At 51.3% G+C, this 20,912-nt stretch carries 15 protein-coding genes; 12 read left to right on the forward strand and 3 right to left on the reverse strand.

From position 1 onward, the window contains the following. Positions 1–347: 347 nt before the first annotated feature. The 3 genes from Pla144_RS21375 to Pla144_RS21385 form a co-directional block, all read right to left on the reverse strand. Positions 348–719, reverse strand: a complete 372-nt coding sequence (locus tag Pla144_RS21375; protein ID WP_146452739.1) for a hypothetical protein — start codon at positions 717–719, stop codon at positions 348–350. After that, positions 716–1,318 (reverse strand): PEP-CTERM sorting domain-containing protein, encoded by a 603-nt coding sequence (locus tag Pla144_RS21380; protein ID WP_197530903.1) that lies wholly within the window; start codon positions 1,316–1,318, stop codon positions 716–718. The genes Pla144_RS21375 and Pla144_RS21380 overlap by 4 nt, the downstream gene beginning before the upstream one ends. 166 nt (positions 1,319–1,484) lie before the next feature. Further along, positions 1,485–5,894 carry a hypothetical protein gene (locus Pla144_RS21385; protein WP_146452741.1) on the reverse strand — a complete coding sequence of 1,470 codons (4,410 nt, stop codon included), beginning with the start codon at positions 5,892–5,894 and terminating at the stop codon, positions 1,485–1,487. 726 nt (positions 5,895–6,620) lie between these two features. On the opposite strand from Pla144_RS21385, the gene Pla144_RS21390 reads away from it, so the two are divergent. The 12 genes from Pla144_RS21390 to Pla144_RS21445 all read left to right on the forward strand — a co-directional run bounded on the left by Pla144_RS21390 (position 6,621) and on the right by Pla144_RS21445 (position 20,885). Further along, positions 6,621–7,706, forward strand: a complete 1,086-nt coding sequence (locus tag Pla144_RS21390) for a PEP-CTERM sorting domain-containing protein (RefSeq protein ID WP_146452742.1) — start codon at positions 6,621–6,623, stop codon at positions 7,704–7,706. A gap of 17 nt (positions 7,707–7,723) precedes the next feature. Then, positions 7,724–7,966 carry a hypothetical protein gene (locus Pla144_RS21395; protein WP_146452743.1) on the forward strand — a complete coding sequence of 81 codons (243 nt, stop codon included), beginning with the start codon at positions 7,724–7,726 and terminating at the stop codon, positions 7,964–7,966. Continuing rightward, positions 7,950–9,215, forward strand: coding sequence for a hypothetical protein (locus Pla144_RS21400; RefSeq protein WP_146452744.1), 1,266 nt, complete (start codon positions 7,950–7,952; stop codon positions 9,213–9,215). Before Pla144_RS21395 ends, Pla144_RS21400 begins: the two co-directional genes overlap by 17 nt. A gap of 121 nt (positions 9,216–9,336) precedes the next feature. Next, positions 9,337–10,938, forward strand: a complete 1,602-nt coding sequence (locus Pla144_RS21405) for a sialate O-acetylesterase (RefSeq protein ID WP_146452745.1) — start codon at positions 9,337–9,339, stop codon at positions 10,936–10,938. A 16-nt stretch (positions 10,939–10,954) separates the two neighbouring features. Then, positions 10,955–11,695 carry a hypothetical protein gene (locus Pla144_RS21410; protein WP_146452746.1) on the forward strand — a complete coding sequence of 247 codons (741 nt, stop codon included), beginning with the start codon at positions 10,955–10,957 and terminating at the stop codon, positions 11,693–11,695. Beyond that, the gene (locus Pla144_RS21415; protein WP_146452747.1) at positions 11,692–13,053 is read left to right on the forward strand and encodes a sulfatase family protein; all 1,362 of its coding nucleotides are present in this window, start codon (positions 11,692–11,694) and stop codon (positions 13,051–13,053) included. The genes Pla144_RS21410 and Pla144_RS21415 overlap by 4 nt, the downstream gene beginning before the upstream one ends. A gap of 122 nt (positions 13,054–13,175) precedes the next feature. Beyond that, the gene (locus Pla144_RS21420; protein WP_146452748.1) at positions 13,176–13,724 is read left to right on the forward strand and encodes a sigma-70 family RNA polymerase sigma factor; all 549 of its coding nucleotides are present in this window, start codon (positions 13,176–13,178) and stop codon (positions 13,722–13,724) included. Further along, a complete protein-coding gene (locus Pla144_RS21425; RefSeq protein ID WP_197530904.1) occupies positions 13,714–15,453 on the forward strand; it encodes a LamG domain-containing protein in 1,740 nt (579 codons plus the stop codon). Before Pla144_RS21420 ends, Pla144_RS21425 begins: the two co-directional genes overlap by 11 nt. A gap of 172 nt (positions 15,454–15,625) precedes the next feature. Next, positions 15,626–17,644 (forward strand): FAD-dependent oxidoreductase, encoded by a 2,019-nt coding sequence (locus tag Pla144_RS21430; protein WP_197530905.1) that lies wholly within the window; start codon positions 15,626–15,628, stop codon positions 17,642–17,644. Between the two features lie 38 nt (positions 17,645–17,682). Continuing rightward, on the forward strand, positions 17,683–18,657 hold the full coding sequence (locus tag Pla144_RS21435) for a DUF1559 domain-containing protein (RefSeq protein ID WP_261342334.1): 975 nt from the start codon (positions 17,683–17,685) through the stop codon (positions 18,655–18,657). A gap of 13 nt (positions 18,658–18,670) precedes the next feature. Continuing rightward, positions 18,671–19,105 carry a hypothetical protein gene (locus Pla144_RS21440; protein ID WP_146452752.1) on the forward strand — a complete coding sequence of 145 codons (435 nt, stop codon included), beginning with the start codon at positions 18,671–18,673 and terminating at the stop codon, positions 19,103–19,105. Between the two features lie 58 nt (positions 19,106–19,163). Next, positions 19,164–20,885 (forward strand): FAD-dependent oxidoreductase, encoded by a 1,722-nt coding sequence (locus Pla144_RS21445; RefSeq protein ID WP_146452753.1) that lies wholly within the window; start codon positions 19,164–19,166, stop codon positions 20,883–20,885. The last annotated feature ends 27 nt before the right edge of the window (positions 20,886–20,912 follow it).

Here is a 20,912-nt window from a genome sequence, read left to right on the forward strand (position 1 = left end):
ACAGGCCGTCCTTGGGCGCAAGCGAAACCTACTTCGGTCGAATCGACCTCCCGCAGTTCGCGGATTTCCAAACTGAGCGAGGTTGGACCAGCCGCCCGCTGGAGGGGCACAAGGCTATCTACGGAGGTCTCTCCCGAGAAATTAGACCGCTGCGCCCTAGCAAAATTGCTTCGAGCGGTCGGATGATGCATCCGCTGCGAGTTTCAGCGAGGGCGAATTGACAGCGGTGCGGACACCTCAGCAGGTTCCGACAAGATTATCGAGTTGCAAAAGGGTGGGGTGTTGGTAGTGTCACGTATCAGTTAATTCTTGAGACTCACTAAGAGACTCGTTGGCGTCTGGAGATATTACCTCCCAAAGCTGCGAACAATAGCAGCATCCAGATTTGCGGCTCGTGCTGCGAGATAAATACCGATGAGGATAATTATGCAGCCGCCAATCTGAACGATAGAGAGTGCTTCATCGAACAGAAGATAGGCAAGTATCGTTGAAAAGATCGGTTCTCCAGTGCCACATCGCGATACGTGAGAGATAAGCAACTCTCGGCGGCGGAAAACGAGCGTGGGGATCAACATCACTACAAATCCGATGCCCAAGCGATACTCAGCGATGGTCAGCGAAGCCGCTTCCTGCTGGGCGAACCGGACGAAGATCGCCCCGGTCGACACGGACAAGACGCCCAGTGCCAAGACGAGGTAAGCTTGAGCGGACGGTTTCAAGAAAGGATATTGACGGCAAAGGTTCGCTGTCGATGAAAACCGCTGACGGTTACCAGTGTCAACAACAACACTACACTGGACGGTTCTGGCACTGCGGCAACCGCTGCTAGAGATCCACTGCCATAATGGGTCTGCCATTCGGCTAAGCTGCCGACGCTTGGGTTGCGCTGCCACACGAGAAAGTCGGTGCCATCCACATCGCCATCGCGATCAAAATCCCCTGCAAACTCTAGGAGAGTTACGTCGGTGAACTCGATGCCGCCACCCAGAGTTCCATATTCAGCCGAAAGAAAGTCCGTCTCAATGAGCCCGGAGGGATACGTGGCGATCTTGAAAACCCCTTGCACACCGGTGAGAGAAAGCTCAATCCATTGTTCTTTGTTGGCAAAATAGTCTTGAATCCAGCTGGTACCAGTCGCTGAATCGACACCAGTAAAACGATCAATCGACGTGGCGGGAGGACCTTCAAGTAGCATCGAAACGGCTGTCTGACCGTCGGTATCAAAAAACATGGCTCCCGTGGCGCGATTGTAGTAGAAATCTGCGATTCCAGTACCAGGTAGGCCATCGGAATAGGCGCGTGTTGCGATCAGACTCACCGAAATGAGCAACAATCCAGACAGAAGAAACCTGCAATGCGCAAACACGAAATACCTCAAGGAATGACAAGCCGCAACAAACAATTTCAACGACTCCATGGTTTAGCGAAGGCAAATATCAACATAGTTTCTAGTTCTTTCCGCTTTGGGCTTTGACAGCCGCTGATCACCGCGACATGTACGCCCTTGCCCATTCTACTTCTAGTGCCATTGAATTGGGACTCCACTGCAAGTCATCCAATTTTGGCGATTGTTCATTCGAAGACTGGGTCAGACTGGTTCTTTTTGAAGAGGGAATGAACCGGTTTCTGCGGAGTTCCCCCAATTCGTCAAATTCTTTGTGTCCCTGCTCAAAGAGTTGCGTTGATTCAAACGCCAAGTCAGCAAACACCTGGTCGATGACAGCAGTCTCATCCGCTCTTGTAGAGTGCGTTTTCAACCGGCCAGCAAGCGACATTCTATCGGGAAGAACCAGGGGAAAACTGACAGTGACTGATTTAGCCACATCGGAGACCGTGGTTTGCGATGAATCCGGCATCAGACCGACAGTATCAGTTGGAGGGATAATTGGGATAGGGGAAATTACCGTTTCGACTTGGAGCGACAAGATGGGAGGTGCAATGTTACTCACATCAGTGAAGATATTGCCAAGCCACAGATCGAAATCGTTCGAGTCCACCGCGCCATCGTAATTGAAGTCCCCAGCAGACCAGTTGCCGCCACTTATACGGTTTTGATTCCAAATATTGAAGTCTGAGGCGTCGACGGCCCCATTCAAATTGGCATCGCCGTAAAGTGTGTGTCGGATGAGGATCGAAGTGGAATCGACCGCCGTTCCCAGGAACATACCTCCCGGAGGTAGCAACACCGCACTCTCGCCGTACCCAACGGCCGACTGGAACGCATCACCGTAACTCGAGGTGATGCCTGCACCGTTCCAATTCCCTGATTGATACGCGCTACTGACCGCCAGGCCAATCGCCGTCAGCGGCGAAGTGAGTGTATAGTCAATGATCAGGCCGTTGTTCCCCAGATCGAGCATTCCGAAAGGTCCCAATGTGAGTACACTCACGGTCACCACATCCGGCGAATTCTGTGTGGACTCGATGCTCACTTGCCCTTGGACATCTAGATCGCTCAATCTCGCGCCAGCAGTTAACTGGATTGCCGCTGCCGAGCAGATCGAGACACTTGGCCCCATAGCGTCTGTTTCAACTGTCAGAATCAATTGGCCATCCAGAATTTCGATCGTGTCGCTGGAGTCGGCGTTTCGGACAATGAGGGTCTTGCCGATCAGTCCCGAGACCGACAGAGAGTCCGCATCGTATCCGCCGCTAACAACCACGGTATCGAATTCTGACAACGTGTAGGGTTGGGTAATACTATTGCGGGTCACACTGAGTTGACTCACCCCGGCACTGAGGGTGAACTGATCGGCGGACTCGGTTCCGTTGAGATACAGGGTGCGGTCTACAATAATCCCAAAGTCACCAACTCGCGTTTCGTAAAGGCTGGCACCTACCGAACGAGCAGCGTCAACTATCTCGCTGTATGGCGTATCCGTGATGCTCACGAACCCGAGGTTGCTGTTGTTGTTATTGCTGTTGAGCTTGCCGCTGGAGGGGAAATCCCAGTATTGGAGCCAATGCACGCCCACGTATCGGTCGCTGTTGAGGGCACTTTCCAGATAGGTGGTGAACTTTTCAGCCCGGTCTGCCTGATCAGTGGCAGTTTTCAAGCCGTCGGACCACAACCCCGTGTCGTTCGCACTAAAATGGTACTCTCCTGAAATCAGCGGGACGTCGCCTACGAGACCTGGAGGTAGAACCGAGATGTCTGGGCCATAACGATTGATGCTTACCACGTCGGCGTAGGCCATGGCCGCCTGGGCCGGAGCCAATCGGACACTCCCAGTGAAACGAGCACCAAGATAAAGGTGATTCGGAGCCGCTTCCTGCATTGCCTGTTTAGTCGAGCTGAAATATTGCTCAGCATAGGACACGTCGAAGGCCACGAGGTCAGCGTTGGCGCCACCCAAGTTAGGAGTGACATTGCGCAGAGTCAGGAAACTATTCCAGGATGCATAACTGGTTTGCCATTGTGCGTTGAGGTTCTGAATAGTGCCATACTTGCTTTGCATTTGATCTCGGAATGCGATCTTGGCGGGCTGTGTAGACACGGCCGCCAAGGCCTCCAAACCCACCTCGGTATCATCAGTCAATGTTCCCCGCGTCCAATTCAACTCATTGTGGATGAAGTACCCAATGGTCCAGGGGTCGTTAAGACTCTTCCCCGCTTCTTCGTTGATGCGGTTTTTCACATTGACCAAGTAGTTTGGATCAAAATAGTCGGCAAACTTGCTATTAGAGTTAATCAAAGAAGGATTCTGAGGAAACAAGACCATCGTATAGGGGGTTCGTTGCTGTAAGTAGACATCTTCATCTGACCAGCCAGCGATCGTGTTCATGCCCCAACTTCGCAGTCGTTCATGTGCGATCTGTTGAGATTGTGCTTCCCAGTCTGTGCCATATTTTTTGAGTGCGTTGGCAGCGAAAAAATTCATCGTCAGCGGGCGACTTCCCTGATAGTTGCCGCTAGTCACGGTACTGGTTTCGAGTTGCAGAAACTCTTCCGCCGGGTCAGCAGCATCAGGCAGATAGGCAAAGTATTCTTCTCGATCTGTGACACCCGTCTTGACTGCTACTTCGGTGCTTTCAAATCGGTCGGGGTCGCTCACGCCGGTAATTCCGTTAGAGAAGAACAATCGACCCTCGGGATCGACTAGCCACCATTTGTCGTTCACTTTTGCGGTGTAGAAAAACCCCGTGGCAGTCAGTTGTGGCCCTGCGGACCACCCACCGAAGAGATCAAAATCGGCTGGGCCAGGATTCGCAGTAAGGTCCGCTGCTTCTGTTGAGACAGATTGGATCAGTTCATCCAATGAGTTAATCTTGTCTGTCCAGTTCAAATACCGATATTGCCCGAATTCGTCGATAAAGGGAAAGAAACCCTGGGGGTAAAGTGAACCTCCTAGCGGCGAAGGAGGCAAACCTTGCAAGCCGACAATTGCCTGTGGGCCCGACAATAGATTAAGGGCTGCCGCACTGGTAGCTGCTGACCATGTACTGCCGAGCCGGAATTCATCGAACTGCGTTGTCCCCACGCCACTAAACCGTGAGAAGGCGATGCGGTCAAACGCCAAATCATGGTCTGTGATTACGGCGTCCGGAGTAACTTCCAGATCTCCCACAACGGGATTCTGCCACACACTTATCGTATCGTTGCCAGAAGCGAAATCGACTTTAACCACGAAGAGGTTAGTGCCGTTATTTAGTGGATCAAGGTTTATGGCCGTCCCAGCCGGACCTGTTATGACCTGGAAAGCAGAGTTGCTTGCCGAGTACAGGATGCGGAAGACCCGGTCCTCGGAACTTACTCCGTCATTATACAAGGAGAACGTGGAAGTTGGGGGCGAGGAGCCATCGACCTTCATCAAAAATGAAAAATACAATTCCGAACTATCCGAGGAAGTGGCGATGTCTCCACTAGTATCCAAGTAATTTGCCAGAGGGCCATTGTTGCCATCGAGAATCAATCGCGACACTACTTCGGTTCCGTTGAGTTGTAGACGGTTTGCACCCGCAGTGCCAAATCCCGCGTAGTTTAGGCTCCCTGCTTCGGTCGTCGCCGATGCCGCGGTCGTAGCCCACGCACCATCAAAACCAGGAATGTACGACCAGACGTCATCGATGAGACCTCCAGCGAGATACTCCACGTTATTAAATCCATCCGTAGTGATTGGGGCCTTTGGTACCAAATCTAGAGCTGTCTCATCAGTCACCGCCGACCACTCGGTACCGAGTCGCACTTCATCGAACTTCGCTGTGCCAGTACCAATAAACCGTGTGAATGCCAGGCGATCGAATGCGATGTCGAAGGTTGTAAACTGAGCATCGGGAGTGGATTCAGGAGCACCCGCCGTTGGATTCTGCCAGACACTGATTATGTCATTCCCTGTCGAGAATTCGAACTTGAACACGAACAGGTTAATAGCATTGTTTAATGGGTCAAGATTAGCCGCAGTACCGCTTGGGCCAGCTATAGCTTGAAACGAAGTGTTAGTCTGAGAGTAAAGTATGCGGAACTCACGATTGGCTGAAGAAGTCCCATTATTAAAGAGTGAGAAGGTCGAGGTGGGGGGGGCAGTGCCATCGACTTGCATCAGCACGGATAGATACAAGGGATCACTATTCGCCGAGATGCCGATGTCTCCGTTTGTATCAACGAAGTTTTCCAGTGGATCACCTGATCCCACTGAGAATTGGCGAGATATGGTAATCGAATCGTTCAGTTGCACATGATTTGTCCCAGCGACACCTAGACCTGCATAGTGCAGACTACCAGACTCGATCGACGCGGATCCAGAACCGGCCCATATCCCGTCGAACCCGGAGACGGTCGGAGCAGATCCATCGAGTTGACTACCGACGGAGTACTGCTCAGTATCGAATCCTTCAAGAAGCAATGGCGCAGCACTCAATAAGTGTCGATCTTCAAGTACTTCGAATCTTCTCATGTTTGGGTATTTAACCCCTTTTCCGAACAAAGCTGAATTCTAAACGAATATGAACAATCCCTCGTCGGATTTGGAATGATGAGCAGTTCAAATGTGCAAGGCAATTTCATAGGGAAACATATGACTCAACATTTATAAGTGCGAAAACGTCACTTAAGCCGCGCATTGATTTCACAGGATCTGTTTGATTTCTGGAAAGATGCTTGTTTACCGCATTCGAGCTGTTGGGAATCGCCTCGACGCGTCAGAATTCATGCTAATTGCAGAACATCTCATGTGATAGTCCAAGTCGGAGATGCAGGTTCTCCAGCGTGAGCCGCGATTGAACTAGTTTTGGAAAACATAGAACGAGCCCTTTTTTCTCTAGCTAAATACGTTTACGGCTCATTCCAATTGTCGGAGACCTTGTCCGTAAATCCTTCAAAATGAAGAAGTTACGTGCATTCAGGCCCATTCTTCATGTCCATCGAATCGGGTTGTTTGGTAAGAAAAGTTTGCTTCTTGGATCTTTTTTGTATTATTATGAGAATCTTAAGGTTTCAAATGGGTTACTCCTTAGTGGCTGAGTACATATCCTTGGCTCGCTTGTCGTTTTCTTGTCTATGAATTTGTCGTCAACCAGCTTCAGTAACTATTTCAGGTGTGAGCAGATTGAACTAGTAGCTATGTGAATTGCTTGCACGTATTTTTGGTCTTTTGTCATCTTTATTGGGGGAGGAATAGCTAATGCTTCGAATGCAACAGCACTTTATTGACACACCAGTACTCAGTACGCTTCTAACGAACGATCAAAGAGCATCTTCTCCAGCCTTCGGTTTCTGCGCCATTGGGTATTTCTTGGTACTACTCACATTTCTCGGAAGTGGTTTGACAACTCAGGCCGATGCAGGCCAGATTGCTGTCGATCATTTTCTCACCGGCAATCCTGCGAATACAGCCAATGGTGAGTATTCTGTCACTCAATTGCGGCGTTCCGAAGTGAATGGTGCCGGTCAAGATCCCACAATTCCAGGTTTTACCGATCCTTGGACCGGCAACGTTACAAGTGGTTCTTTGGCTGTGGCTCAGTGGACAGCGGAATCAGCTCCTACTGGGTCAACCGTCGGTTACCAGCAAGGTGGTCGTGCCCGGTTTGGTGGCTCTTCGGCTGTCAATGCGCTACAACGCCGCGTGCAACGAGAACTTTCTTCTTATGCCCCCAGTAACACCTATTACATGTCGCTGATCACCCAGATTGCAACGGGTGATCTGGCGGGGGCAGACGGCTTTGTGGGCGCAGGCTTTACGAACAGCGATCCTAGCGTAACCCAGCAAGACGCCAATATTGTCGGAGGCAGTGCCCTGCGTGGAGTGTTGATTGGTGCCGCTTCTTCAGATGGCTCAGTTACGGACTTCGTCGTCAGGCACGTTGGTTCAACTGGTTTCGTGCAGAATGACGTACTTGAGTCAAATATTGACAATATTATTCCGACTCTCACTATCCTGAAATTGGAGTTCAATGACGACCCTGGAAATCCTAATGGAAACTCTAAGTTAACAGTCTGGCAAAATCCGACGGACTTTTCGTCGGAGTCTGCTGCCTCGGCGTCGGTAACACCAGTGGTACTGAGAACGTTTGCTCTGGGAACCAATGCCGATATGACGCACTTAACACTGACCGGCCTCAACTATTCCAAGGCCGCCAGCTTTGACGAGCCTACCTTAGGCACGAGCTGGGCCTCTGTTATTCCTGAGCCTGGTACGGCTGTCTTGATTGCATCGGTCCTATTGTTTAGTGGTATGACCCGCAAACGCCGGATGACTATTGGTTAAGGGTTTTTCCATTATGTATGAATGCTTCCACTGAATCCGCGGCTTCCAGTGGAGCCACGACACGTTTTCCAGTTTACAGCAATCGCGATCATGAGGGACACATGCTTGCTGGGGCAGCGATTGCTATAACTGCGTTGAGAGAAGATGCCGTCTCTCGAATTGCATTGGGCTTGCTGCGCGGTCACGGACAATCTTCCTTCTCGCAGATCCGAGTTGAGAACGAACTAAATGAAAGGCTTCTGTATGTTGTCGATTTTTAAGCGCCACTTGAAACGGCCAGCATTGAAAATTGCTGTGGTGTGGGCGCCGTTGCCAGCTTTTATCTCCGCCGCACTGTTTGTCTCTCTACTGTCTGGACTGGTTTTAGAGACTCGTGCGGAACTCATTGCTACGGATCATTTTCTGGGCGGCATTCCCGGCGATCCTCTCCTGGGTGAATACGATTTGACTGCATTTAAGAATCAATTGCGAAGAGGCAATGCCAATGGCGGCGGTCAGGATCCGACTGTCGCAGGCTTTGTCGATCCCTGGTCTGGAAATGTTACATCGGGCTCACTAGGAGTGGCGCAATGGACAGCGGAGCTAGATCCTTTGGGCTCTGAATTCCCCTATCAACTTGGAGGGAGAACGCGATTTGCTGGCGTGGACAACCTGCAGAGACGTGTGCAGCGAGCTTTGTCTCCTTACACTGCCAGCGACACGTATTACATTTCGCTGGGGGCACAGGTGCTAACCGATGAACTCGATCTTGACGGGTTTGTGGGCATCGGGTTCACCAATATAGGGGCTACGGTTTCTGAAACCGATGCCAATCTCATCTCAGGAAATTCGCTTCGGGGCTTGCTGATCGGTGCTGCCGGAGATGGTGTCTCTGGAACCGATTATGTGGTGCGTCATGTTGGCTCTTCAGGTACTGTTCAGAATGACATTTTGCTAGATAACATCATCCAGAACATTCCAGAAACCACCTCGCCATACCTCCGCCACACAATCGTAAAGCTTGAGTTCAATGACGATCCGGGCAACCTGAACGGCAATTCCAAGCTGACCATATGGCAAGATCCTACGAATGTTACAACCGAAGCGGCGGCCTCCGCTTCAGTAACACCGCTGGTATTTAGAACCTTTGCGCTAGATACCAATGCCGACCTCACTCATCTTACCCTCACCGGCATCGATTACTCTAAAGCTGCTAGTTTCGACGAACCACGACTCGGCACTACCTGGGAAGATGTCGTCGGAGGCTCCGCGGATTTCGACGGCGACGGCGACGTCGATGGTGCCGACTTTCTCACCTGGCAGCGCGGCTTCGGTGCTACAACAGGCGCATTGCGAAGCGAAGGAGATGCCAACAGTGATGGTGCAATCGATCAAACGGATCTCAATTATTGGACGAGTGGCTATGGTTCGGCTGCCGTTGTGCCAGTCACCATGGCCGTGCCTGAGCCAGCCAGTCTGGTATTGTTGCTGTTCGGAGTGCCTGCTCTGAGTCGGATTCTGCGACGTTAGCCTGAGAAAAGTGTTCTACCGTGGTACGAGAACTGAACGCCGCGATGGAATCTGATATTCTTGCAGAGCTGAAAGTTTCGAGTTCGGCTCCCGGGTTGCCATTAATCATTTGGAGAAATCAGTGCATCTTGCCGAGAGATCGAATTCGGGAGGGAAAACCCTGCTGGCAACTTCGCTGTTTTTGGGCCTTCCATTCTTTGCAATTGTATCGCTAGTCGCTTCTGAGTTTGATCAGAGCCAACCGGTAGAAACCGTTGAGCTCGCACCCCTCTTCACGGATAGTGCCGTGCTGCAGCGCGACACTGAACTGCCGATCTGGGGAACCGCCCCATCTGGAAGTTCCGTGACGATCCAATTTGCTGGTCAAACCGCCACGGCCGTCGCCGATACGGACAACCGCTGGGAAACCAACTTGGCCCCACTCGAAGCTAGTTCAGCGGGGCGGCCTTTCATTGTCGAATCAGATGCCGGTCAAATTATCTTAGATAACGTCGTCGTCGGTGAAGTTTGGCTTTGCTCCGGCCAATCGAACATGGAGTGGCCACTAAAGCAAGATCCGCGTGCCGAACACTTGTTGGCAGAATCTGACTTGCCGCTGGTTCGCCAGTACAAGGTGAAACACAACTCACTCGAAGAGCCTTCAATCGACGCAGAAGGCACCTGGGTTCCTTGTACACCTGACACTGCCGGCGACTTCACTGCCGTTGGATACTACTTCGCCCGCCAGCTTCAGCCGAAACTCGGAGTGCCCGTCGGTATTGTCAATGCAACCTGGGGCGGAACCAAGATCCAGCCCTGGATGAGCCGTCAAGCGCTGAAGAACTTTTCGGAAGTGGCAGACAAGTGGAATCGGACCCTCGAAGAGCTTCCCACTAAGCAGATAACATACGAAAAAGAGCTTGAAGAATACCAAAGTAAAGTGACAGAGGCCAAAGCAACTGGCACCAAATTCAATTGGCGGAAGTATCCCAAGCCTCCACCGGGACCCGCAACTAAATTTGCTCCGTCGGGACTGTTCAACGGCATGATCGCGCCTCTTGTTCCCTATTCCATTTCCGGAATACTTTGGTATCAGGGCGAGAGCAACTGTGGCAATGCGAACTCTTATAGTCGAATGTTTCCCTCTCATATCCAAGAGTTACGCCGCCAATGGAACTCGAAGAATATGCCGTTCTATTTTGTTCAATTACCCAATTACGAATGGACCTACGACCGGACTGGAATCAAATGGGCCAAATTTCGCGAAGCGCAGATGGAAGCTCTGACACTCCCAAACGTTTGTGCCGCTATTGTGATCGACGGCTCGACACCAAACGATGGCCACCCGCCGGATAAGGAATATGTTGGCACTCGACTTGCTCGGCTGGCGGAAGTGCGGCACTATGGCATTACCAAAGGAGATGCCACGGGACCCCTTTGCCGATCGGCAAAGTTGAACAATGGCGAAGTGGTGCTTCAATTCGAGGAAGCTTCCAGTGGTCTGCAAGACCAAGCGGGCTCCCTCACTGGATTTGAACTGGCCGGCCCAGACGGAAAGTTCCGCCCTGGGGGTGCTCGGATCGAAGGGGACCAGGTGGTGGTCTTCTCACAAGTGGTGCCCGAGCCTTCGGCAGTGCGTTATGCCTGGAGCAACAATCCCACCTCGACTCTCTTTAACGGCGATGGTCTGCCGGCATCTCCCTTTACGATGTTGGTGGAATCTAGCCGCTCTACCGGGTATTGAGAACGGAAATAAACCTATGTGGCATCCGTTTGATTTGATTACGGAGGAGCTTGAACTTGCTCTCGAACTGCGCACTGCACAGCCTGCGGTGAATAGATCACTCTGGTTCGAGGAGCGTGCCCTGACATACTTTCACGATAAGTCGAGTAAGACTGAGCAATGGCCGGTCAACATGGATGAGTTGCCAGGACTCAAAATTACTCGCCGTGTCAATGCGGAAACGGAATTGGAAATCAACCACACGTGGAAACTCGACTATGTGCGCAACCTCTCTGGTAACATGAAGTGCTCCGGCACGTGGCATTCCCCCCACTACTGGTCTTTCCGTCGGATATTCAAGCCGATGTTCAGCAGAGCGGCTCGGTTTGATCCAGTGGAGGTCGAGGGCCGCTGGCAGGGCGGCAAGCTGGAGCAGACGTACACTGGTTCGGCGCACCAGCAAGTACAGACGGAAACAGCCGAAAGGCTCCTTAGCATCTATGCTCTGATGGCAGGTTTCCCGCTTGAAGCAGGTGAGCCTGGGAGTCCGACAAAACTGTTGGGCGAAGATTTGGTGGTGACCGGTTCCGCTCGAATGCTGCGTAGCACCGAAGCTTTGCAGCACCATCACCTTGCCAAGTCACTCACTGGTTTTCTGCTTGATGCTCAGGGGAATTTTCCAACCGAATTCTGGGTCAATGAACATGGGCTCGTAGTCTACGTGTTCAACGGAGTCAGCAAAGCTTTTATCCTCACCAGGGTGGAGGACACGGCATGAGCTTGAATATTTCCAGACGCAAATTTCTCTATAGTGGTGCCGTGGCCGGGGCTTCGGCAGCATTTTCACACTCGTCCTTCGCAGGGAGTACGGGACGGTCCGAACCTCCAAACATCCTGCTAATTAGTGTCGATCAATGGAACAATGCCGTGGGTGGATTCCATGGCAACATGCATGTGCGGACCCCAAATACTGACCGACTGGCTGCACGGGGCATTGACTTCAAAAGGTCCTATACCTCGGACCCCGTCTGCGCGCCGGCACGGACCTGCTGGATGACCGGGCGTATGCCGAATGAGCATGGCGTGGCTGGAAATAGATCGAAAATGGTTAGCTCGATCGTTGATATTGGTCAGTGGTTTGGACAGCACGGATATGAAACCATTCACATAGGGAAGTGGCACTCACCGGGCCGCGATCCACGAAGGAGTTTTAACGTCTACACCGGCACGTATCCTTCGGGGCAATACTGTGACGATCCGGTTGCCGATAGTGCCCAGTCGTATCTACTTGGCCGCAGGGAAGAGAAACCATTTTTTATACACGTTTCGCTGATGAATCCGCACGACATATGTCAAATCGGTTGCTTGCGTCCCGGACAAGGACCGCTCCCGCTACCGGGAGAAATTGAACTACCACCATTACCGGACAATTTTAGTGCCAGGCCGAAGGAGCCAGATACGCTAGTTAAGAAAGTTCGCAACTCATTTAAACGTTTATCCTCTCGGAACTGGACGGAGAATGATTGGCAGCTCTACAACTGGATGTATTACCGCTACTGTGAGATGGTGGATGCTTCAGTGGGTCGGGTGCTCGATGCCCTGGAAGCGTCCGGCGAAGAGGAAAACACGCTCGTTGTATTCACTTCGGATCATGGCGAAGGGCTGGGAAGTCATGGTCTTTACTGGAAAGCTTTTATGTACGAAGCATCGGTGCGAGTTCCATTTGTGATGGCGTTCCCCGGCCGGCTAGCCGAAGGAGTGGCTAACGACGACGTCTTCGTTTCTAGCGTGGACTTGTTTCCCACGTTCTGCGATGTCGCAGGCATGCCACATCCTAAAGGGCTATGTGGTAAGAGTATTCTGGCACGATTAGATTCGGGAAATCGATCTAATGAGGCGTTGGTGGCCAGTTCTTCCTTTGGCGGTCGAATGGTGGTTGACAAGCAATTCAAATCCATCCGTTATCAGGGTGATCGAGTGCTGCAGCTTTTCGACCTCATTGATGACCCTGGAGAGACTGTCAACATCGCCGAGGACTACCCAAGGGTACTCGCTCAGCATCATGAGATACTAGCAGAATTTGAGTCCCGGTTGGTGCCGTATGCCTCAGAGGCTGATTGGTTAGAAAATAGTTGATTCTGCTATGGAATCGAGATTCGACGACGTTTTTATGAGAATAATCCTGCTTCTCGACGGGTATGTTACCGGGGCTGTAGGTGTAGCTAAGGAATGTTGAGAGTAGTGGCGGAGGATAGGCAATGACTCAAGAATTCAATGAAGACACTTCGTATACGCACGACGAGTTCATTGCTGAATTCGCTAGGAATTCGCGACGAATCTATTGTTACATTCGTTCTCTGGTTCCTAACCGAAATGATGCAGACGATGTCTATCAGAATACGAGTATGGTGATGTGGCGCAAATTCCAGGAGTTCACATTGGGAGGCAATTTTTTTGCCTGGGGGTGCCAAATTGCCCTCTTTGAAATCCGCAAGATGCGATCAAGCGGCAGACGTCGCCACCTATTCTCTGATGAAGCGCTAGAAGCGTTGAATGCAGAGTTTCATGCCCGAAGCGACGATACCCCAGGTCGATTGACAGCCCTCTCCAGCTGCATACAGAAGCTGGCCCCGAAGTCCAGGTGGCTGATCGAACAGAGGTATTATCATGAGCGTAGCGCCAAAGAGCTTGCTAGTGAAATGGGAAGTTCCTTAGCCTCTTTATATCGTAGTCTGGCACGAACCCATGCCTGGCTGCTCGCATGTATCCAGCAAATGCTTTCCCAGGAGTCTCAGGGTGGATCTTAATACGGCTATCAACGATGACATTCTGCAACTGTTGGTTGAAATGTCCTGCGGCGACGCCAATGAAGAGCAATTTGCTCATCTCGATGAATTGGTACGTACAGAACCAGATGTCCGAGATGCTGTTGTCACAGGGCTTACGCATTTGGCTGATCTCGAATGGGAAAGTCGGCTGCCAACCAATGTGGACACACTCCTCGACAATCAAGCTACCACGAAATCCGAGACATCTCCTGGCCTCCCAATTTCGACCCGGGGTGGCGTATCAGAGACTTCTGAATTGGCCTCGGGCAGTTTGTGGAACCATCAATGGACGCAGCAAGCGCTGACGTGTCTGTCGCTGGCCGCAACATTCCTGGTAGGTGTGGCAGTGACTCAGTGGGTCAACAACTCCTCGAGAAGCTTCTGGGATACCGATCGTCATGTGGCGGATCTCGACTTGATACAACCGCAGCAATCGGCCGTTCCTATTGCCACATTGGTGAGCACAACCAGCTACATGTGGGATCCCCAGGCGAGAGTAGCCATGGAAACAGGTGCTTCTCTTCATGCGGGAAATTCGGTCGCTCTTCTGGATGGTGTTGCTGAGGTGGAGTTTAAGAATGGTGTGACGACACGCATCAAGGGGCCGGCGATTTTTTCTCTCAGTGCTTCTGGTACTCCCGAAATTAAATACGGTAAGTTGGTTGTCAGGAATATCCACGATGAACGATTTCATTTGAATATGCCTATGGCGAATGCCTGGATTCCAAGTGGATCGCTGGTCGGAGTGGATGCGTTTGGCGAAGAAGTAGTCGTGCATGTGTTGGAAGGCAACGCCACCGTAGTCCCGACGGCTCAAGAGGAGGATCGGTTAGCCATTGTCGCTGGGGAGGCTATCCGGCTTCGTAAGACTGCTCGCTCGGAATTGTCTTTTTTCAGCACCGAAGCCGATCCCAATGCATTTAAGTTTGATGCGGGGAATGGCGTGGATCACCTTGCTATTCCACCGAAGTATGTGGAGCTTATCAAAGAGTCAGATCCCGTGGCATATTGGCGATTTGATTCGATCGATTCGCGTGTCATCCCCAACCAGATCGGTCCGCAACACAATCTGCGTGTTTTAGGTGGTCAAATCCAAAATGTTGAATATGGTGACAATCATGTGGCAAGGTTCACTGTCCGTGAGAAGCCTGGCTGCCTTGTATCGGAGGATACATTTGATGAGCTGTCGGGCCGTGATTACACGGTCGAGCTATGGACAAAGCCGAGCCACTTTCATCGGGGCACACTGGTCTCGCTGGTCGAAAAATCGAGTGATCAACTTGGCAGCATAGAGAGGCACGGTTTGCTCCTGGAGGTGCAATCGGCAAATCTAGCGACAGACGTAATGGAAATACGGCCCAAATCGCTTCGCTTCCTGCATCGAAGTCCTCCCAGTGAGACGCTGACAGGGACTTCGTGTTTCTCCATAACGCCTTATCGGCCCCGGGCATGGCAACATGTGGCAGCCGTCAAAGAAGGGTCCGTGATGCGATTATACGTTGATGGTACAGAAGTGGCTTCTGAACTAGACGAGACGCAATTGCCAAATAAGTTAACACTTCTTGTGGGACAGCTATTCTCCTTTGGCAGTGTGAGGCCGTTGGTAGGAGATTTGGACGAATTGGCAATCTACAGTCGAGCCTTGAGTGCTGAGGATTTGCAACGACGAGTCGCTCTCGTGCAGCCTGGGGCGAAGGATGACAAATAACACCATTAGCCTCGAACGAAGAAAGTCGGACGGCAGTTTTCCAGAATTGCATTACAAATCCATGCGAACTCATCTCTTCCTATCATCAAATTGTCTAGACAAAAGCTGCAGCCAATTGTCGCACTTCACCAGTGAATCCCTGAAGTGCTTTGTACGAGTCTGCAGGTTGGCGATGGTCAGCTCGGTTCTGTGCGTGGGACTGGGATTATCACCATCCTGGGCAGACGACATCATTTGTACAAGTGTCGATGGAGTCGCAGGAAATAGGTTGCGGAACGAATATGATGTGATTGTAATTGGGGCCGGAACCGGAGGAGTTGCTGCTGCTCTCCAAGCTGCCCGATTGGGGGCAAGTGTGCTCTTGGTTGAACCTACCGATTGGATTGGAGGACAGTTAGCGGCGGCGGGTGTCACGAGCTTAGACGAAGGCTACCCTCCTCGAGAACGCCTACGTGAAAGAGGTATCTATGGCGAATTCTGGCATCGAGCGGTTGCCTACTATCGGGCTTTAGGAAAATCCACCGATACCTGCGCAGTTTCCGAAGATCATTTTGCCGTGGAACCTCACGTTGCGCAGCGATTGCTCTATGACATGATTCGCGATACACGTGAAATGCCCCTTCCGGAGGGCAAGCCCGTAGTTCTCGATCTGCTGCTACGTGGTGAGGTGACTGCCGTCGCTCGCGATGGTCAAACGGTTCGCGGCGTAACCGTAGAGAACGTAGCGGAAGATGGTTCCGTTCGAGAAGAAAACGTCGGCAGCCAAATCGTGATAGACGCCACTGAGTATGGGGACGTGATCCCACTTACAGGTGCCCTCTACCGAGTTGGGGTGTGGTTATCGGATCGTGAACACCCACCCACTCAGATGGTTCCTCCAGCGCAGCCAATCACTTGGACGGCCAGCATCAAACAATATCCAAAAGGACTACCCGAGGAGTTGAAGATTACCGAGCCTCCTCGCGAATATAATGAAAAACTAATCAGTCGTTCACTTTCTCCCAAAGGCACCAGCACATCAAAGTTTCCTTGGAGATGGGAGCGATTCCTGAAATATCGAGGCATGCCAGATTCTTCGAGTCCGCTGAGCGCCCACAATGGATCGGGTTTAACCCTGACTCGCTCGCATATCAATTTCCATCCAAATGATCAACCTTTCAGCGTTTTAGATGTCGAAGATCGCGATAAACGCCGTCAGGCGGAATACCGTGCCCGCCTGAGGACGTTGGGTGTCCTGTACTATATTCAAAATGTGATGAATATTGATGATTGGTCTGTGGCGAACGATGTCGGCTACGATTCTCCTTACAATCGCGAAAAGACCGGACAACTTATCCAAGAATTTCCCGATTTAGAACCGTATCGCGAGATATTGTATCATTTCCCTGTTATTGCCTACGCACGTGAGAGTCGTCGAATCGTAGGAACCTACACACTCAGTGCAAAAGAAATCCGTAGAACACCTCCTTTTAAGCCGGTACGCTTTGAAACGGCCTTGGCGATTGGTGATTACCCGGTCGATGTTCACGGGGAAGCAGCGAATCGCAATCTACAGGTTGAGCTCGATCTGGATGAGGAGATTGATCTACCAGAACGCTGGATTCAATGGGGCTACGGCCCATTTCAGATTCCCTTCGGATCGTTTATTCCTCGGGATGTAGATGGGCTGTTGCCCGCAGAAAAGAATCTTTCACAGTCGCGCATCGCCAGCGGCGCTACTCGCTTGCAACCTGTGACAATGCTCACCGGGCAAGCCTCTGGGGCTATTGCTGGTGTGGCTTGTCGCATGAGCTTGCAACCTCGTGAGGTACCGCCGCTATTGGTACAAAAAGCTTTGTTGGATGCCGGTAGCACACTGGCACTAGATTATTATACGGATGTTGTCCATGGCACAGAACTTTGGAAAGCTGTTCAGTTGGCAAGTCTTTATGAACTAATCGACTTTACCGAATGGGACTTTAACGAGAACAAGCGCGTGACTCGCAAGGAACTCGATCAAGTTAGTGAACGATTGCAGAATGTTCAGATCGAAAGAGTAAATTCGAAGGATTTGAAATCGCATGCTTTCACACTCCAGGCTGAGACTAGACAGGAGCTGGTCCGAGAAGTGGCCCGACTTCTGCTTCTCACGACGATCGACACCTCGGCTCACAATTCTGCACAGACACTCAGTGGAGCGGCACGAAAATGATTCATCGCAAATTACATATTAGAACACTTGGTCCAGGGCTGCGTAGAAGTCGGTATCCTTCGGAGAGGGATACCCATAGCTCGAGGCCCCTACATGGTTTTACACTTGTGGAACTGTTAGTGGTGATCGCCATTATTGGAGTGCTAGTCGCATTGCTTCTGCCGGCTGTTCAGGCCGCGCGGGAATCTGCCAGGAAATCTCAGTGTATTAACAACTTGAAGCAGATGGGATTGGGCGGTCAGAATCACATGTCTACCTATCATGGACTTCTGCCTCCTGGTTACTTGCGAGACAAAGGTAGTTTCCAGAAACTGGGGATCTTCACCGCCCTATTACCTTTTATGGAACAACAAGCTGTATATGACCAAATCCAATTTGATAAGACGAATCCCCCAACGGCTTTTGATGATCCCATTCGCGATCAGATTGTGAACATCTATCTATGCCCAAGTTGGCCGGACCAAGCGGTGATGAAAGCGGGTACCCCATCGCAAATTGGAGCCCTAACCACGTATGCAGGAGTCGGAGGGGCAATTTCTAGTCCTACTGTCGAACTGATTGGGGGAGAATACCCGGATAACGGTGCGTTTGCTCTCAAGCAAAAGTCCCCCACGGAGATCGTGGGCCATCAACGCAGTGCTAAAGAGATTACCGATGGTCAAAGCGCAACATTTATGATCGGTGAATTCGTCCACCGAGATTGCACAGTAGGAGGAGAATGTAGCGATCCTCCTGGAAACGTGCGACCTTGGTATATTAGTGGATTTCAGTCGGGAATCGGACAGATTCCGTTGGTTTATTCATTCAAAGAATTAGAGTATTCGCCGAACACGCGTGGCCTTACCCGCAGTTTACAGGGATGGAATCGCATGCCCATGGGAAGTTATCATCCAGGTATCACCCACTTTGTGCATGTCGACGGCAGTGTGCATGGCGTGTCCGATGATATTGACATCACAGCTTACCATGCACGAGCAACGGTCAATGGTGGGGAGGTGGCATATGCTGACTAGGAGGCAAGCTCGAATGACAGCTCTCTTGATGGGGTTCATAGCGGGCTTTACCTTGATCCATGGCTGCTCTCAACCGCCCCCGATGACATCGGTCAAAGGCAAAGTACTCTACAACAGCGAGCCCCTGAAATTTGGCGTAGTCATGTTTCATCCTCCTAAGGGACAAGTCGCTCAAGCCGAGATTCAGTCTGATGGAACCTTTGACCTATCAACATTCCGTAAGGAAGACGGCGTAATACCCGGTCACTATAAAGTGAGCGTCCTATGTTACGAAGCTCACGACTCAGAGAAAGCCAAACTACTGGATGATGAAGAGGGAGGAATGCTGCTGGGCAAATCTTTGATTCCTTTGAAATATACAAGGGCTAATTCGAGCGGGCTGACAGCGGACATTCAGCTGGAAGGCACTCCAGAGGTGGTGCTCGAATTGCAAGGACCAAGTTTGTGATGCCAAATACAATTTACCGTTGTTGGTTTGCTCCCTCTCGGAAGTTCGGGTCATCGAAATGAAGTATTTGTTAGTCAAATGTGTATTTGTCTGGATCGCACATGCGACCTGCACGTGGGGAGAGAGCCAAGCACCGGCGTATGATGTGGTTGTCTATGGCGGGACTAGTGCGGGGGTAATTGCGGCTGTTCAGGTCGCATCTATGGGAAAATCCGTCGTGCTTGTCTGCCCCGATAAACATCTTGGCGGTATGTCGAGCGGTGGATTGGGGTTCTCCGATACGGGCAGAACAGCGGTCATTGGGGGCCTATCACGCGAGTTTTACCACCGTATCTGGAAACATTATCAAGACGATGCTGCTTGGAATTGGCAGGCACGTTCAGACTTCGGCAATCAGGGACAAGGATCCCTTGCAATGGATGGCGAGGCTCGTACCATGTGGGTCTTTGAACCGCATGTAGCCGAACGTGTGTTTGAGGACCTGATTGCAGAACATCATGTCACCGTGCATCGCGACGAGTGGCTTGATCGAACAAGTGGTGAAGGGGTCACCATGCGGGACGGGCGTATCGTGGCTATCACGATGCTGAGTGGCAACATATATCGAGGGAAAATGTTTCTCGACGCCACCTATGAAGGTGACCTCCTAGCCGCTGCGGGGGTCGAATACCATGTTGGCCGCGAAGCAAATCAGGTCTATGATGAAACGCATAATGGGGTTCAAACCAGTCTGGCGCACCATGACCATCACTTTGAATTATTGCCTCGGCCCGTAGATCCTTACGTTGTTCCGGGTGTTCCAGCGAGCGGCCTGCTACCTAGAATTAGCGCCGATCCGCCGGGCAAGCCAGGTGAGGGCGATCACCGTGTTCAGGCATACTGCTTCCGCATGTGCTTGACGACTGTCCCAGAAAACCGCATGCGATTCTTCAAGCCAGCTGATTACGATCCGGCCCAATACGAGTTGCTGCTGCGCATCTTTGAAACTGGCTGGCGGGACAAGTTCGAAAAGTTCGATCCGCTTCCCAATCTGAAAGCGGATGTCAACAATCACGGTCCCTTCAGTACAGACAACATCGGCTACAACTATAATTATCCCGAGGGTAGCTACGATCGGCGGCGTGAAATATTCAACGAGCACCTAGAGTATCAGCAAGGTCTGATGTATTTCTTGTCCAATGATGATCGAGTACCTCCTGAGGTACGATCAGACATGGCAGCCTGGGGCCTCGCGAAGGATGAATTTCGGGATAATGGTGGTTGGAGCCATCAGATATATGTCCGGGAAGCCCGGCGTCTAGTAGGTTCTTATGTAATGACAGAAAATGATTTGACAAGACGACGGATTACTCCAGACTCTGTGGGAATGGGCTCATACACTCTCGACTCCCACAACGTCCAACGGTATGTCGGTTCAGACGGTTATGTCCATAATGAGGGTGACATTGGTGTCCATATTCGCCCCTATGAAATCGCTTATGGTTCTCTCGTTCCGAAAGAAGATCAATGCCAGAACTTGCTGGTGCCTGTTTGTGTTTCATCTAGTCATATTGCGTTCGGCTCGATTCGCATGGAACCGGTGTTCATGCTACTCGGGCAGTCTGCCGCAACAGCGGCTGCATTGGCCATTGATTTAGACGTTTCTGTGCAGCAGGTGCCCTATGAGCAACTCGAAGAACGCTTACTAGCTGACGGCCAGGTGCTACACAATCCAGTGGAAAAGATAAAAGCAGAATCGCCGTCTCAACGTGCCGCTTTGAGAAATCACGTCGGTCATTGACGCAAGATCTATTGTGGTACTTCCTTG

The organism is Bythopirellula polymerisocia (assembly GCF_007860015.1).
In the GTDB taxonomy this organism is placed as follows: domain Bacteria; phylum Planctomycetota; class Planctomycetia; order Pirellulales; family Lacipirellulaceae; genus Bythopirellula; species Bythopirellula polymerisocia.

Excerpts from the sequence above, each read along its gene's own strand:
- Pla144_RS21385 (WP_146452741.1), bottom strand. The coding sequence starts at position 5,894 with ATGAGAAGATTCGAAGTACTTGAAGATCGACACTTATTGAGTGCTGCG.
- Pla144_RS21390 (WP_146452742.1), top strand. The coding sequence starts at position 6,621 with ATGCTTCGAATGCAACAGCACTTTATTGACACACCAGTACTCAGTACG.
- Pla144_RS21395 (WP_146452743.1), top strand. The coding sequence starts at position 7,724 with ATGAATGCTTCCACTGAATCCGCGGCTTCCAGTGGAGCCACGACACGT.
- Pla144_RS21400 (WP_146452744.1), top strand. The coding sequence starts at position 7,950 with ATGTTGTCGATTTTTAAGCGCCACTTGAAACGGCCAGCATTGAAAATT.
- Pla144_RS21410 (WP_146452746.1), top strand. The coding sequence starts at position 10,955 with ATGTGGCATCCGTTTGATTTGATTACGGAGGAGCTTGAACTTGCTCTC.
- Pla144_RS21415 (WP_146452747.1), top strand. The coding sequence starts at position 11,692 with ATGAGCTTGAATATTTCCAGACGCAAATTTCTCTATAGTGGTGCCGTG.
- Pla144_RS21420 (WP_146452748.1), top strand. The coding sequence starts at position 13,176 with ATGACTCAAGAATTCAATGAAGACACTTCGTATACGCACGACGAGTTC.
- Pla144_RS21430 (WP_197530905.1), top strand. The coding sequence starts at position 15,626 with ATGGTCAGCTCGGTTCTGTGCGTGGGACTGGGATTATCACCATCCTGG.
- Pla144_RS21440 (WP_146452752.1), top strand. The coding sequence starts at position 18,671 with ATGACAGCTCTCTTGATGGGGTTCATAGCGGGCTTTACCTTGATCCAT.
- Pla144_RS21445 (WP_146452753.1), top strand. The coding sequence starts at position 19,164 with ATGAAGTATTTGTTAGTCAAATGTGTATTTGTCTGGATCGCACATGCG.